Annotated in this window: 10 protein-coding genes; 6 read left to right on the top strand and 4 right to left on the bottom strand. The window is 66.0% G+C overall.

Annotated elements, in window-relative coordinates; all coding sequences use genetic code 11:
* Positions 1–312: 312 nt before the first annotated feature.
* Positions 313–2,541, bottom strand: coding sequence for a PhoX family protein (locus tag ACK4HJ_RS21580; protein WP_409835379.1), 2,229 nt, complete (start codon positions 2,539–2,541; stop codon positions 313–315).
* Positions 2,542–2,876: 335 nt separating this feature from the next.
* Here ACK4HJ_RS21580 and ACK4HJ_RS21575 point away from each other — a divergent pair, with 335 nt between their 5' ends.
* The 4 genes from ACK4HJ_RS21575 to ACK4HJ_RS21560 are packed head-to-tail and all read left to right on the top strand — an operon-like array spanning position 2,877 to position 7,855.
* A complete protein-coding gene (locus ACK4HJ_RS21575) occupies positions 2,877–4,106 on the top strand; it encodes an imelysin family protein (RefSeq protein ID WP_409835377.1) in 1,230 nt (409 codons plus the stop codon).
* A 2-nt stretch (positions 4,107–4,108) separates the two neighbouring features.
* Positions 4,109–5,569, top strand: coding sequence for a di-heme oxidoredictase family protein (locus ACK4HJ_RS21570; RefSeq protein WP_409835375.1), 1,461 nt, complete (start codon positions 4,109–4,111; stop codon positions 5,567–5,569).
* A complete protein-coding gene (locus ACK4HJ_RS21565) occupies positions 5,566–6,693 on the top strand; it encodes an imelysin family protein (protein ID WP_409835373.1) in 1,128 nt (375 codons plus the stop codon). Before ACK4HJ_RS21570 ends, ACK4HJ_RS21565 begins: the two co-directional genes overlap by 4 nt.
* Positions 6,683–7,855 (top strand): DUF1513 domain-containing protein, encoded by a 1,173-nt coding sequence (locus tag ACK4HJ_RS21560; RefSeq protein ID WP_409835371.1) that lies wholly within the window; start codon positions 6,683–6,685, stop codon positions 7,853–7,855. Before ACK4HJ_RS21565 ends, ACK4HJ_RS21560 begins: the two co-directional genes overlap by 11 nt.
* A 132-nt stretch (positions 7,856–7,987) precedes the next feature.
* Here the strand turns inward: ACK4HJ_RS21560 and ACK4HJ_RS21555 are convergent, their stop codons facing one another.
* Positions 7,988–8,521 carry a hypothetical protein gene (locus ACK4HJ_RS21555; RefSeq protein WP_409835369.1) on the bottom strand — a complete coding sequence of 178 codons (534 nt, stop codon included), beginning with the start codon at positions 8,519–8,521 and terminating at the stop codon, positions 7,988–7,990.
* 1 nt (position 8,522) lies between these two features.
* The gene (locus ACK4HJ_RS21550; protein WP_409835367.1) at positions 8,523–11,000 is read right to left on the bottom strand and encodes a UvrD-helicase domain-containing protein; all 2,478 of its coding nucleotides are present in this window, start codon (positions 10,998–11,000) and stop codon (positions 8,523–8,525) included.
* 44 nt (positions 11,001–11,044) lie between these two features.
* Between ACK4HJ_RS21550 and ACK4HJ_RS21545 the strand changes: the two genes are divergently transcribed.
* Together ACK4HJ_RS21545 and ACK4HJ_RS21540 are read left to right on the top strand one after the other, a co-directional pair.
* Positions 11,045–11,782, top strand: coding sequence for a hypothetical protein (locus ACK4HJ_RS21545; RefSeq protein WP_409835365.1), 738 nt, complete (start codon positions 11,045–11,047; stop codon positions 11,780–11,782).
* Positions 11,783–11,988: 206 nt separating this feature from the next.
* On the top strand, positions 11,989–12,966 hold the full coding sequence (locus tag ACK4HJ_RS21540) for a GMP reductase (RefSeq protein ID WP_409835364.1): 978 nt from the start codon (positions 11,989–11,991) through the stop codon (positions 12,964–12,966).
* 76 nt (positions 12,967–13,042) lie between these two features.
* Here ACK4HJ_RS21540 and ACK4HJ_RS21535 read toward each other — a convergent pair whose 3' ends face one another.
* On the bottom strand, positions 13,043–13,927 hold the full coding sequence (locus tag ACK4HJ_RS21535) for an alpha/beta hydrolase (RefSeq protein ID WP_409835362.1): 885 nt from the start codon (positions 13,925–13,927) through the stop codon (positions 13,043–13,045).
* Positions 13,928–13,951: the final 24 nt, after the last annotated feature.

Here is a 13,951-nt window from a genome sequence, read left to right as displayed (position 1 = left end):
CGCGTGCGCTTGGTGGTGTTGCTCAGGCCCAGGCTGCTTTGCTTCATGTGCCTATTGTCTCGGCTTCAAGCATTCGTCGGCACATGACGCAGGGGATTCGTGAAGAGGGTCCCTAGCGCTTTCAGGACAAGCGCTGACAGCTATCAATTTAATAGTATCTTGATACCTGCTGCGCAGCACGCAGCAAAAAGAAAAGGGCCCGCAACCCTGGGCTGCAGGCCCTTTCCCATCCTTATTCAACGCAGCAGCCACCGCCCAAGGAGGCAGCGGCTGCGTTCTTCTCCCACCCGTGAACAATCGCTCACGCAGCGATCAGGTACCGATCACGCCGCCATCGTTCTTGGTGATCACGATGGTGGCCGAGCGTGGGCGCTTGCCGGCGCCGTAGCCAGCATTGGCGGGCCACTGGCTGGTGTACTTGGCGGGGTCGCCAATGTCGGCCATGGCGGTGGTTTCGCCGGGGTGCTGGATGTTCACGAAGATGGCCTTGCCATCGGGCGTTTCGGCCAGGCCGGTGATTTCGCTGCCCTTGGGGCCGACCAGAAAGCGCTTGAGCGTGGTCTCGGTGGCGGCTTTCCCCACGGGCGTCACGATGTCCAGCTTGCTGCCGTCGGTCTTGGTGTAGCTCAGCGTCTTCTTGGCGCCATCGCCCACCTGGCCGGGCACGGCGGCGAGCATCATGCAGTTGGTCACGTCGGTGTAGGCGCCGTCGTCGGTCTGGATCCAGCAGATGCCGGTGGCCTTGCTGAACACCAGGCCGTCGGGGCTGGAGAAGTCCTGGTCGGCCGTAAGGGCAGAAATGTTGACCATGGACTTGTCGGCACCGGATTCGGCGCCGAACAGGTACACGTCCCACGTGAACGTGGTGGCCGAGTTGCCTTCCTTCAGGCGCACCAGGTGGCCGTTGGGGTTGCCGTTCTGCGCGCTGCTGCCCTTCATGTCGGTGTAGGCGCGGGGGTTGGCGGCGTCGGGCAGGTACTGGCCGCTGCCAGGGTTCACGCTGCGGGCGCTGTTGTTGGTCAGGGTGAAGTAGATCTCGCCGTTGGTGGGGTTCACCGCGTTCCACTCGGGGCGGTCCATCTTGGTGGCGCCCACGGCGTCGGCGGCCAGGCGGGTGTTGACGGCGATGTCGGCCGCGTCGGCAAACTTGTAGTTGGCGTAGTTGGCGATGGCGGTGTTCGACAGGCTCAGTTCCACCCAGGTGCCCGTGCCGTCGTTGTTGAACTTGGCCACGTACAGCTTGCCGCTGTCCATGTACTTGTCGCCCACGGCCATGCGGTCGGCGGCATTGGCGTCCGCTGCGTTCCACAGCGCGTTGGAGACGAACTTGTAGATGTACTCGCCGCGCGAGTCGTCGCCCATGTAGATGGACACGGGCTTGCCGGCTTCCACCTTGCCAAAGGCCGCGCTCTCGTGCGCGAAGCGGCCGAGAGCCGTGCGCTTCTTGGCCATACGGGTCTTGTCATAGGCGTCGATCTCGACGATGTAGCCCATGCCGTTCATCTCGTTGCGGTAGTCATCGCTGCCGTCGGCCGAGGTGCCGGTCTTGCTGTTGTTCCAGCGCTGGTACTTGTCGTCGGCGCCGCCGGTTTCCCAGCCGTGGCGCGATGCCGCGCCCTGGTTGCGGCCATAGCGCTTGAGGGCCGTCACGCTCTTGTCGTTGCCGCGGGCCGCGTCGTCGGCTGCGCCCCGGGTGAAGTAGCCAAACCAGTTTTCTTCACCGGTCAGGAAGGTGCCCCAGGGCGTCTTGCCCGTGCCGCAGTTGTTCAGCGTGCCGCGCGTCATCACGCCGGTGGGCGAGAACTTGGTGATCATCAGCGCGTTGCCGCGTGCGGGGCCCGAAATCTCGATAGGGCTGAGCGAGGTGAGCCGGAAATTGAGCGACGAGCCGGGCACATAGGCCCACTTGCCGCCGGACTTGGCCACTTCGATCACGGCGATGCCGTGGATGTCGGTTTCCTTGTCCACTTCGGCTGCGGGACGGGGCAGCGTGGACGTGCCGCCGTTGGCGTGCAGAAAGAACGAAGACAGCTTTTCGTCCGTCGTGGCTTCGTGGTTGATGGCCAGCAGGCCGCGCTCGGCGGCGCTGTCATTGCGCTTGCCGTCCGCACCCAGGCCAAACCATTCCATGCCGTCGTGGTGGTCGCCGGCGCGCTTGTCAAAGTCGGTGTCGGTGCCGTCGTTCTTGTAGGCGGGCACGCCTGCGGCGAGGGGATCACCCAGCGCAAACAGCACACTGGCGGTGTAGCCCGCAGGCACAGCCACCACGTCGGCCAGGCTCTTGGGCACGGCGCCGAAACCCAGCAGCTTGGGGCCGGCCGGTGGCGGCTCCACCACGGCGGGATCGTCGCTGCCGCCGCAGGCCGTCACGCCAAAGCCGGCCAGCATGGCCGTGCCCACCGAACCCACGCCGCCGCGCAGCAGACCGCGGCGCGACAGGCGTGCACCCAGCACATCGTCGAACGTCGGGTTGGCGGAGGTGTTGGAGTTTTCGTTGTTGAAGTCGATCGCCTGCTCGGGCGTGTCCACGCGGTGGGTCATCGGATTTCCTCGGGGGTGTGGGTTGTTACAAAGCCCCTGCAGCGTAGAAACACGGCATGACGTGACCATGAAGATTTTGCGGCGTTTTGATGACAGGGCCCCATCTACTGCGGTCTTGAGCAGTTTTCAAATACGAATCACTAGCATTTGTATAATCAACGCTTCATCATCCGCCAGCCATGAAGGCCTGCAGCGTGCCTGCTCCGCGTGACACGCAAGCCCGGTCAAAGCCAGTGCGAACCGTCTGAACCACCCCTTCCGATGCAGTGCCCTGCTGCCGTACCGCACCCTGTGCGGCGGTGCGTGGCCTGCACGCCTTTTGCGGAGACCCCGGCATGACCCAACATTCCCACCGTTCCCTGTTCCAGCAATCCGTGTTGATCGCCGCCCTGTCGCTGGGGTTGTGGGCCCACAGTGCGCATGCACAAGCTGCCAGTCCCGCAGCCGTGCCGGCCACAGCGGGCGCGCAAGCCTCTGCCGCCAGCTTCCAGACCGTGGCCGCGCACTACGGCCAGCTGGTGCACGCCAACTATGCCGACACCCTGGCCGCCGCGAAAACCATGCAGGCCGCCATCCAGGCCTTTACCGCGCAGCCGTCGGCGCAAACGCTGGCCGAGGCCCGCAAGCAGTGGCTGGCCGCGCGCGAGTTCTATGGCCAGACAGAGGCCTTCCGCTTCTACGGCGGGCCCATCGACGACGACAAGGGCCCGGAAGGCCGCATCAACGCCTGGCCCATGGACGAGTCGTTTGTGGACAGCGTGCAGGGTAAGCCCGATGCAGGCCTGGTGAACAACCGCCAATTCGCCATCACCAAAAAGAACCTGTCGGCCCAGAACGAACGCGGCGGCGAGGAAAACATCGCCACCGGCTGGCACGCCATCGAGTTCTTCCTGTGGGGCCAGGACCTGTCGGAAACCGGCCCGGGCGAGCGCAGCTTTGAAGACTTCGTGGACGGCAAGGCCCAAAACGCTGACCGCCGCCGCCAGTACCTGAACGTGGTGACCGAGTTGCTGATCGACGACCTCACCACCCTGGTCAAGGCCTGGGCGCCCGATGCGAAGAACAACTACCGCGCGCGCTTTGCCAAGGGGGGGCGCGAATCGGTGCGCAAGATGCTGGTGGGCCTGGGCTCGCTGTCGCGCGGCGAACTGGCCGGCGAACGGCTGGAGGTGGCACTGAACAGCCAGGACCAGGAGGACGAGCACTCGTGCTTCTCGGACAACACGCACCGCGACGCGGTGACCAACGCGCAAGGCATCCAGAACGTGTGGCTGGGCCAGTACCAGCAGGCTGACGGCACCGTGCTGCAAGGCCCGTCGCTGCGCGACCTGGTGGCCGCCAAGGATGCTGGCCTGGCCGACAAGACCACGCAGCAGATCGCGGCCTCGGTGGCTGCCGCCGAAGCCATCCAGGCGCCGTTCGACCGCGAGATCATCGGCGGCAAGGACGCCCCCGGTCGCCTGCGCATCCAGAAGACCATCGACAGCCTCACGCAGCAAAGCAAGGATCTGGTGGCGGCCGCGAACGCGATTGGCATCACCAAGCTCACGCTGGTGCAGCCTTGAACATGCAGCCTGTGCAAGCCATCCGCCGCCAGCGCATCCTGTGTGTGGTGGCCGCCAGCATCGGGATCGGCGCCCTCGGCATGGGCGCCCTGGTGGCCGCCCCGCAGCCCGACGCATTGGGCGAAAAAACGGGCGGCGACACCACGGTGTATGCCACCGGGCGCAACGCGTTCTCGTTCCCCGCCGCCAATCTGCCCGACGACGAGCGCACGCGGTTTGTCATCGGCAATTCGTTCTTCAAGCGCAACTGGGTGGAGGCACCTGCATCGACCAAGGCGCGCGACGGCCTGGGCCCGCACTTCATCGCGCGCTCGTGCGGCGGCTGCCATGTGCAGGACGGGCGCGGCGAGCCGCCAGCCATCTTCAACCGGCTGGGCGATACCCAGGACCCCACGGTGGCGCTTCTGATCCGCCTGTCCATCCCCGGCAAGGACGCGCACGGAGGCCCCAAGCCCGACCCGGTGTACGGCGACCAGTTCAACAACGCCGCCATCCAGGGCGTCAAGCCCGAGGGCCGCGTGACCCTGCGCTACGAAACGATCAAAGGTAAGTTCGCCGACGGCACGCCCTACGCGCTGCAAAAGCCCGTGTACGGCTTTGCCGACCTGGGCTATGGTCCCATGCACCCCGACGTGATGGTGAGCCCCCGCATTGCGCCGCAGATCATCGGCGTGGGGCTGCTGGAAGCCATTGCAGAGGCCGACATCCTGGCCAACGCGGCCGACCAGGCCGCCTCCTCCGGTCCCATCAAGGGTGTGCCGAACAAGGTGTGGGACGCGCCATCGGGCCGCATGATGACCGGCCGCTTTGGATGGAAGGCCAACGTGGCAACCATCGCGCACCAGACAGGAGGCGCGTTTCAGGGCGACATGGGCATTACATCGCGCCATTTTCCCAACGAGGTCTGTACGCCCGCGCAAAAGGACTGCCTGACTGCGCCGAGCGGAAAGAGCGGCGCCGACGGTGTGGAGATCGACGACAAGACCCTGGCCGACGTGGTCTTCTACCAGGCCACCCTGGCTCCGCCCGCGCGGCGCAACGCCAACGACGCGCAGGTGCTGCGCGGCCAGGCCCTGTTTGCGCAGGCCCAGTGCGCCACCTGCCACCGGCCCAGCTACGTCACCCAGAGCGGGCCGTTCCCCGAGCTGACGAGCAAGGCTCTGAACGGCCAGCGCATCTGGCCCTACACCGACCTGCTGCTGCACGACATGGGCGAACGCCTGGCCGATGGCCGTCCCGACTTTGGCGCCAACGGCCGGCAGTGGAAGACGCCCCCGCTGTGGGGCACCGGCCTGATCAAGGACGTGAACGGCCACACGCGCCTGTTGCACGACGGCCGCGCGCGCGGCGTGCTGGAAGCCATCCTGTGGCACGGCGGCGAGGCCGAGGCGGCCAAAGACCAAGTGCTGAAGATGAAAAAGGCCGACCGGGATGCCTTGGTGAAGTTTGTGGAGTCCTTATGAACAGGAGGATCACTTCGCGCATTCTGGGCACAGGCCTGTGGCTGGCCGCGCTGGCCCCCTGGGCACTGCCCACGGCGGCGCAAGCCCAGGCGACGACCGGACCGGCCTGGCAACGCAACGCCGTGCCGTTCTTCGACACGGTGCACGCCCTGCAAGGCATCTACAGCCACTGGGCGCTGCCCCGCGCACACGACTTTGACCGCAGCGCCCGGGCGCTGGCGCCAGCCATCGGCACGCTGTGCGAGGCGCAAGGCACCGATGGCAAGGCCGCGCTGGACGCTGCCCGCAGCGCCTGGCTGGCCACCGCCCGCGCGTGGGAGCAGCTGTCCGCCGTGTCCGTGGGCCCCGTCATCGCGCGCCGCAGTCAGCGGGCCATCGACTTCACGCCCACCCGCCCCGCGCTCATCGAGAAAGCCATCGTGGCCCAACCGCAGGGCGCCAAGGCCTTTGAGCGCATAGGCACCCCCGCCAAGGGCCTGCCAGCGCTGGAATGGCTGCTGTGGACACGCCCCGTGCAGCCCGGCAGCCCCGCCTGCCGCTACACGTACGAAGTGGCCCAGGACGTGGCCCGCGAATCCGCCGCGCTGCAGCAAGCCTTTGCCGACGCCGCCGCCACCGACTGGGGCGCTGAGGACGAGCAGGAAGCCTCCACCCAGGCCATGAGCGAGTTCATGAACCAATGGGTGGGCGGCATCGAACGCCTGCGCTGGGCACAGATGGAAAAGCCGCTGCGCGCAGCGGGATCGGGTTCGGGAACCCGCACGCCGGACTACCCCCGCACCGCCAGCGGTAGCACTCTGAGTGCCTGGGCCGCCACCTGGGCAGGCCTGCGCAGCGTGACCACCCTGCCCGCAGGCGCCGCCACACCCCCCCCCGGCGAAGCATTGGTGCCGCTCGAGATGTACCTTCGCGGCAAGGGCCTGAACCCGCTGGCCGACAAGCTGCGCCAGGCCACCGACAAGGTGGACGCATCAATGGCACAAGTGCAAAAGGCGGGACTGAAGGACAAAGGTGCCATCCAGCAAACCGCCAAGGACTTGGCCGCGCTCAAGTTTCTGGCCGAGTCTGAAGTGGCGCCTGCGCTGCAGGTGAGCATTGGGTTCTCGGACGCCGATGGCGACTGATCCCATTCATCGCCGCCAAACGCTGGCAGGGCTGGCAGGGCTGGCAGGCCTGGGCGCCTGGGCGCTGGCGCCGCGCACCGGTTGGGCCAGGGCCGCCGGAGACGGGGTGGTGCAACTGGCCGCCGCCTGGGAGCAACAGGGCAGCTTTCACATCGGCATGCTGACCACCCGTGAAGGCGCCGGGCAGGCGCTGCAGGTCCACACCAGCCTCAGCGTGCCCACCCGCGCGCACGGCCTTTGCGTGCTGCCGGGTGGTGATGTGGTGGCTGCGGCGCGGCGCCCAGGCGACTGGCTGGTGCGCTGGCAACCCTGGCGGGGCACCGAGCCGCAATGGCTGTGGCAGGGCGGAGAGCGGACCTTCAACGGCCACGTGCTGGGGAGCCCCGACGGCCGCCAGCTCTACACCACCGAAACCGACACCGAAACGGGCGCCAGTTGGGTGGCCGTGCGCGATGCGCGCACCCTGGAAAAAACCACCGAATGGCCCACCCACGGCGTCGACGCGCATGAGCTGGTCTGGGACATGCACCACACCGCCAGCGGCGCACCCACCCTCATCGTCGCCAACGGCGGCGTGCCCACAGTCCCCGAAACCGGCCGCGTCAAACGCGATTTGCACACCATGGATTCGTCCATCGTGCGGCTGGACGCCAGCACCGGCGCCCTGCTGGGCCAGTGGCGCCTGCCAGACCAGCGCCTGAGCCTTCGCCATCTGGCCTGGAGCCCGAATGGGCGCACGCTCGGGATTGCGCTGCAGGCCGAGCACGACGATGCCTCACGCAAGAACACGGCCCCGGTGCTGGCGCTGTTCGACGGGCAAGCGCTGCGCACAGTGCCCGCATCGGAAGGCACCGCCCCCCGCCTGCAAGGCTACGGCGGCAGCATCGCCGCCACGCCCACCGGCTGGGCCGTGAGCTGCCCGCGCGCCCATGGCATTGCCACGTTTTCGCTCCCAGGCGAATGGATGGGCCTGGTGCCGCTGCCCGAAGTCTGCCCGCTGGCCGTGCACGATGGCATGCTGTGGGCGGGCGGGCTTGCCGGCAGCCTGCAAGCCGCGCAGGATGGGGCGCCGTTGGAACACCTGCACGGCGGTGGGTTGCAGACGGCACGACTGGACAACCACTGGGTGGTGGCAGATCTCCGACCCAGCCAGAATATTTGATTAAAAACAGCCCCAGCGCTTGTTAGATAAGCGCCAATAGCTATTAACTTAATAGCACCAAGACCTCCGCCCGCAGCGCCATGCAGGTGAACAGCGCCACTGCAAAACGCGTGCCTCCACCGCGCCCCATGCTCAGTCGTAGTCCGACACGCTGAGGCGATGGGTCGGCCCGCCACGCAGCGGCTCGACAATCAGCACCACAAGCCCACCTTGCGGTGCCTCGTACTCGGTATACCGCACCAGTTCTCCGTAGTACGCCTGCACCATGGCACGCCCCTCTGCGTCCACCGCGCGTTCATGCAGACCATTGCGCAGCAGGTACGCGTGGACGGCGGCCACAGTCTCCTCCAGGTGCTCGGGCGGTACTTCGTAAGCCACCTCCGACCGCGCCGGCTTGTTGCCGTCGCCCACGGTGCCGTAGTAATGCGGGGCCCCTGCAGCGCCTGGCACCACCACACCCCGCACCAGCGAAGAGATGCCGAGGTAATAGGTGAGCGTGCCCGGCGCTGGCTGGTAGTCCTCTTGCGAAATGAGGAAGAGAAATGCGGCCCACATCAACGCCACGGGCAGCAGCACCGCGCACGCCACTGCAATGACCACGGTGCGCGGGCGCAGCCACCAGCGCGCACGCGCGGGCGCACACGCCTGCGGCCCACGTTCCGTCACGTCAATCCACCACCGTCAGCTTGGCCACCGACAGCGCCAGCCACTTGGTGCCGTGGCGCGGAAAGTTGACCTGTGCACGCGCGTCGTCGCCCGTGCCCTCAATCGCCAGCACCTTGCCTTCGCCAAACTTGGTGTGGAACACCGCAAGGCCGGCACGCAGGCCGTGCGATGGGGCCGCCTTCTGCGGTGGCACCGGGGGGCTGGCAAAAGAGTCAGATTTAGTGCCAAAACCGCCTCTAGCGCTTGATCCATAAACGCTAGCAGCTCCTGAATAAGGAGCAGATCCGTAAGAGCTGCCAGGCGCGAACGAGCCAAAGCCCTGCTGCTTGGGCGTGATCCATTTCAGCGCCGGCTCGGGCAGTTCGTCAAGAAAACGGCTCTTGATGTTGTAGCGCGTCTGGCCGTGCAGCATGCGCGTTTGCGAATGGCTCAGGTATAGGCGCTTGCGGGCGCGGGTGATGGCCACGTACATGAGGCGGCGCTCCTCCTCCAGGCCGTCGCGGTCGCTGGCGGAGTTCTCGTGCGGGAACAAGCCCTCTTCCATACCGCCGATGAACACGCAGTCAAACTCCAGGCCCTTGCTCGCGTGCACGGTCATGAGCTGCACGGCGTCTTGCCCAGCCTGGGCCTGGTTGTCGCCCGCCTCCAGCGCAGCGTGGGTCAGGAACGCAGCCAGTGGCGAGAGCGTTTCGCCGGTGTCAGCGTCCACGATGCCGGGCACCACAGGTTTCAGGGGTTCATCCAGCACCGGCGCATTGGGGTCCAGCCCTTGGCTGACCATGCTTTGGGTGAGCGGCGTGCCGTGCTCATCGAGCGGCAGCGCCACCGCGTCGCGGCCGAAGCCCTCTTGCGTGACAAAACTCTCGGCGGCATTGACCAGTTCCTGCAAGTTCTCAATGCGGTCGGCGCCTTCCTTTTCAGTGCGAAAGTGCTCCACCAGCCCCGTGGATTCGAGCATCTGCTCGATGATGCCGCGCAGGTTCAGGCCCTGGGTCTGCTCACGCAGCACATCCACCATGGCCACAAACGCGCCCAGGTTGGCGCCCGCCTTGCCGGGCACGGCGCTCACCGCATCGTGCAGCGAGCAGCCTGAGGCGCGGGCCGCGTCCTGCAGCACCTCGATGCTGCGCGCGCCAATGCCGCGCGGCGGAAAGTTGACGACGCGGGTGAAGCTGGTGTCGTCGTGCGGGTTCTCCAAGAGGCGCAAATACGCCAGCGCGTGCTTGATTTCAGCGCGCTCAAAAAACCGCAGGCCGCCATACACGCGGTAGGGCACGCTGGCGTTGAACAATGCCGATTCGATCACCCGGCTTTGCGCATTGCTGCGGTAGAGCACGGCGATTTCCTTGCGCTCAAAGCCGTCGCTGCGCACCAGCTGCTTGATCTCGTCCACCATCCACTGCGCCTCGGCCAGGTCGGAGCTGGCCTCGTACACACGCACGGGCTCGCCCGCGCCCTGCGTGGTGCGCAGGTTCTTGCCCAAGCGGCGGCTGTTGTGGCTGATGAGGTGGTTGGCCGAGTCGAGGATGTTGCTGTAGCTGCGGTAGTTCTGTTCCAGCTTGATCTGCTGCCTGACATCAAACTCGCGCACGAAGTCGGTCATGTTGCCGACGCGCGCGCCGCGAAACGCGTAGATGCTCTGGTCGTCGTCGCCCACGGCGATCACACTGCCCCGCGCCTCGTAGTGCCCGTTCACCTCATTGCCCGCCAGCTGCTTGAGCCAGGCGTACTGCAGCTTGTTCGTGTCCTGAAACTCGTCCACCAGGATGTGCTGAAACCGGCGCTGGTAGTGCTCGCGGATCGGGTCGTTGTCGCGCAGCAGCTCGTAGCTGCGCAGCATCAGCTCGCCAAAGTCCACCACGCCTTCGCGCTGGCATTGCTCTTCGTACAGCTGGTAGATCTCGACCTTCTTGCGGCTGTCGCTGTCGTGCGTTGGCACATCGCCAGGACGCATGCCCTCTTCCTTGCAGCTGGCGATGAAGTACGACAGTTGCTTGGGCGGGAAGCGCTCCTCGTCCACGTTGTGCTGCTTGCACAGGCGCTTGATGGCCGAGAGCTGGTCTTGCGTGTCGAGAATCTGAAACGACTGCGGCAGCCCCGCCGCCTTGTGGTGCGCGCGCAGCAGCCGGTTGCACAGGCCGTGGAAGGTGCCGATCCACATGCCGCGCACGTTCACGGGCAGCATGGCCGACAGGCGGGCCACCATCTCTTTGGCCGCCTTGTTGGTAAAGGTGACGGCCAGGATGCCGCCAGGCGTGGCATAGCCGTTTTGCAGCAGCCACGCGATGCGGGTGGTGAGCACCCGCGTCTTGCCAGATCCCGCGCCGGCGAGGATGAGCGCGTGCCCGGCGGGCAGTGTGACGGCGGCGAGTTGCTCGTCGTTGAGGTGGGCTAACAGGGGCGAAGAGGCGGCGGGCGCCCCGGCGTGTGGGGGCGCCGCGTCATCTGGCGCGACCGAGAACGGGTCTTGTGGGAACATGGTGGCATTGTAGAAAGCGCCCCGCGCCCAAGGCCCAGCCCATCATGAAAAACACTGCCCACTCCCTGGCCGCGCTGACACTGGCGCTGGCCCAAGCGCCTTCCGCCTGGGCACAAGCTGCCTGCAGCAGCGACGGCACGCCACGCCCCACGGCAGTGTTCGAGCGCTTTATCCATGCGGACTGCGAAGCATGCTGGACTGATGCCACCACGCCCTCGCCCTCCGCCAGCGGCACTGCGACCGTGCTGGACTGGATTGTGCCCAGCGCCGCAGGAGACGACGCCCCTCTCTCGGCGGCGGCCACCCGCGATGCAGAGCACCGCCTGCAGTCGCTGGGCCGCACGCTGCGTGCCGGCACAGATTTCCATGTCGGCACTGTCGAGCCGCACCCGACAACAAGGCCTTCTTCCGCGCGGCTGCGGGTGGCGCTGGGACTGCCCTTCAACGACTACCTCGGCACGGCCATCGAGTTCGCGCCGGGTCGCAACGCCCACCCCAGCACCGCCGCAAATACGGCATGGACGTACTACCTCGTTCTGGTGGAAGCCGTGCCTGCGGGCACCGAGGGCACCACCGTGCCGCGCCAGATCGTGCGCAATGTGCTGCAGGGCGTGTGGCAGCCGCACGAGAAGCGCAACGCCCGCTCTGCCTGGGCCCGGTGGATGGAGGCACGCCCCATGCGCATCCCGGAAGGCGCCAAGACCGAGCGCCTGCAGATGGTGGGTTGGGTGCAGGACGCTGCAGGCCACATCGTCGCAGCAGCCCAATCCGTATGCCGGTAATACCTGCGGCGTTATAGGGCGGTTTTCCCAGGCGGGTAGAATCAGTCACCGGGCCCAAGTTTCTTGACGCCCGGTTTTTTGTGCCTGTGCAACCAGGGCTCGGTGACGGCTTGTACGCCCTCCCCCACAAAACCGGTCCCAAGCCAAGCGCCCCACGCTGCCGAAATGGTTTGGCAGCGCCTTTCTTCAAAGGAGCTTGGAATCTCATGGAAATCTTCGACTACGACAACATCCTTTTGCTGCCGCGCAAATGCCGGGTAGAAAGCCGCTCGGAATGCGACGCCAGTGTGGAGCTGGGCGGGCGGTCGTTTCGACTGCCTGTGGTGCCATCCAACATGAAGACGGTGGTGGACGAGAAAATCTGCGCCTCTCTGGCCAAGAACGGCTACTTTTACGTAATGCACCGCTTTGACCTGGACAACGTCCAGTTCGTGAAGGACATGCACGCGCAAGGATGCTACGCGTCGATCTCTCTGGGCGTGAAGCAGCCCGACTACGACACCGTGGACCAGTTGGTGGCGCTGGGACTGACGCCTGAGTACATCACCATCGACATCGCCCACGGCCATGCCGACAGCGTGAAGAACATGATCGGCTATCTGAAGGACAAGCTGCCCAAGTCTTTTGTAATTGCAGGCAATGTGGCCACGCCTGAGGCCGTGATTGATCTGGAGAACTGGGGCGCCGATGCGACCAAGGTCGGCGTGGGCCCGGGCAAGGTGTGCATTACCAAGCTCAAGACAGGTTTTGGAACGGGCGGCTGGCAGCTGTCGGCGCTGAAGTGGTGCGCACGCGTGGCCACCAAGCCCATCATTGCCGATGGGGGCATCCGCAGCCATGGGGACATTGCCAAGAGCATCCGCTTTGGCGCCAGCATGGTGATGATCGGCTCGCTGTTTGCGGGCCACGAAGAGTCGCCCGGACAGACGGTGGAAGTGGATGGTGCGCTGTACAAGGAGTACTACGGCTCGGCCAGCGACTTCAACAAGGGTGAATACAAGCACGTTGAAGGCAAGCGCATCCTGGAGCCGATCAAGGGCAAGCTGGCCAGCACGCTGATCGAGATGGAGCAGGACGTGCAAAGCTCCATCAGCTATGCCGGTGGCAAGAAACTGATGGACATCCGCAAGGTGAACTACGTGATCCTGGGCGGCGACAACGCGGGCGAACACCTGCTGATGTAAGCATGAAATGCGCCCCGTCCCCGTCCGCCGCATGGGTGGGCGCGGACACGTGCAAACCCAAGCTGCAACCCATCGCTCACATCCGCAACAGATTGAGCGCCATGTGGTGCAGGTCGTGCCCCGGCTTGGCCAGGGCGTCGACGATGCTGAAATGGTTGAGCCCCGGCAGGGCCTGGCTGCGCGGCACGAAGTGGCTGCCCCACGCATCCTGCATGAGCTGGTTCTGCCGCAGAAACTCCGGACTTTCGTCGGCCCCCGCCACGCAGTAGAGCGTGCCGCCCGGCGGCTCCAGCAGGCGCGCGGGGCTGTATTGCAGCACCTGCTGCTCCGTCAGATTGAGCACCGACTGGTACATGGGCGTGTACATGATCGGATCCAGGTCGTGCACACCAGAGATTGACAGCGCACTGCGCACCAGCCGGTCAGGCAGCCCCTTGCCCAGCAGCGGCCACACGCTGGTGAGCAGCATGGCGGCAAGCTGCCCGCCCGCAGAGTGCCCAACCACCGTGATGCGGCCCGGGTCCCCGCCATGCGCTGCAATGTTCCGCCAGACCCAGCCCAGCGCCTTTTCCATCTGCCGCATGATGTGCGGGATGGTAACGGGCGCGTCGGGCGTTCCGGGGCACAACGCATAGTTCACGACCACCACGCAAAATCCCGCTTGGGTAAACGGCGGCGCGATGAACGAGTGATCGGCCTTGTCAAGCGAGCGCCAGTAGCCCCCGTGGATGAAGACCAGCACCGGCACCCCGCCCGGCGGCGTCTCGCGCCCGGAAGGGAAGATGTCCAGCGTTTCCCCCAGCCCGTGTCCATAGGCAACATCCAGCACACAGGGCTGGTGCGCGCGCACATAGGCAGAGTCCTGCGCCCACCGCTGGAAGTAGGCCATGTGGTCGGGCACCAGCGCCCGGTTGTTGTACATGCGCTCCAGCCAGGCGGGGTCGTGCAGGGGCAAGGTCATGGGTGATGTCTCCGTAATTTGTAA

This window comes from Acidovorax sp. (assembly GCF_046294525.1).
Taxonomy (GTDB): domain Bacteria; phylum Pseudomonadota; class Gammaproteobacteria; order Burkholderiales; family Burkholderiaceae_C; genus Acidovorax.
Note: the sequence above shows the minus strand (reverse complement) of the source record. Positions and strands in the feature narration are given on the sequence as shown.

Excerpts from the sequence above, each read along its gene's own strand:
- ACK4HJ_RS21570 (WP_409835375.1), top strand. The coding sequence starts at position 4,109 with ATGCAGCCTGTGCAAGCCATCCGCCGCCAGCGCATCCTGTGTGTGGTG.
- ACK4HJ_RS21545 (WP_409835365.1), top strand. The coding sequence starts at position 11,045 with ATGAAAAACACTGCCCACTCCCTGGCCGCGCTGACACTGGCGCTGGCC.
- ACK4HJ_RS21540 (WP_409835364.1), top strand. The coding sequence starts at position 11,989 with ATGGAAATCTTCGACTACGACAACATCCTTTTGCTGCCGCGCAAATGC.
- ACK4HJ_RS21550 (WP_409835367.1), bottom strand. The coding sequence starts at position 11,000 with ATGTTCCCACAAGACCCGTTCTCGGTCGCGCCAGATGACGCGGCGCCC.
- ACK4HJ_RS21580 (WP_409835379.1), bottom strand. The coding sequence starts at position 2,541 with ATGACCCACCGCGTGGACACGCCCGAGCAGGCGATCGACTTCAACAAC.
- ACK4HJ_RS21565 (WP_409835373.1), top strand. The coding sequence starts at position 5,566 with ATGAACAGGAGGATCACTTCGCGCATTCTGGGCACAGGCCTGTGGCTG.
- ACK4HJ_RS21575 (WP_409835377.1), top strand. The coding sequence starts at position 2,877 with ATGACCCAACATTCCCACCGTTCCCTGTTCCAGCAATCCGTGTTGATC.
- ACK4HJ_RS21535 (WP_409835362.1), bottom strand. The coding sequence starts at position 13,927 with ATGACCTTGCCCCTGCACGACCCCGCCTGGCTGGAGCGCATGTACAAC.
- ACK4HJ_RS21560 (WP_409835371.1), top strand. The coding sequence starts at position 6,683 with ATGGCGACTGATCCCATTCATCGCCGCCAAACGCTGGCAGGGCTGGCA.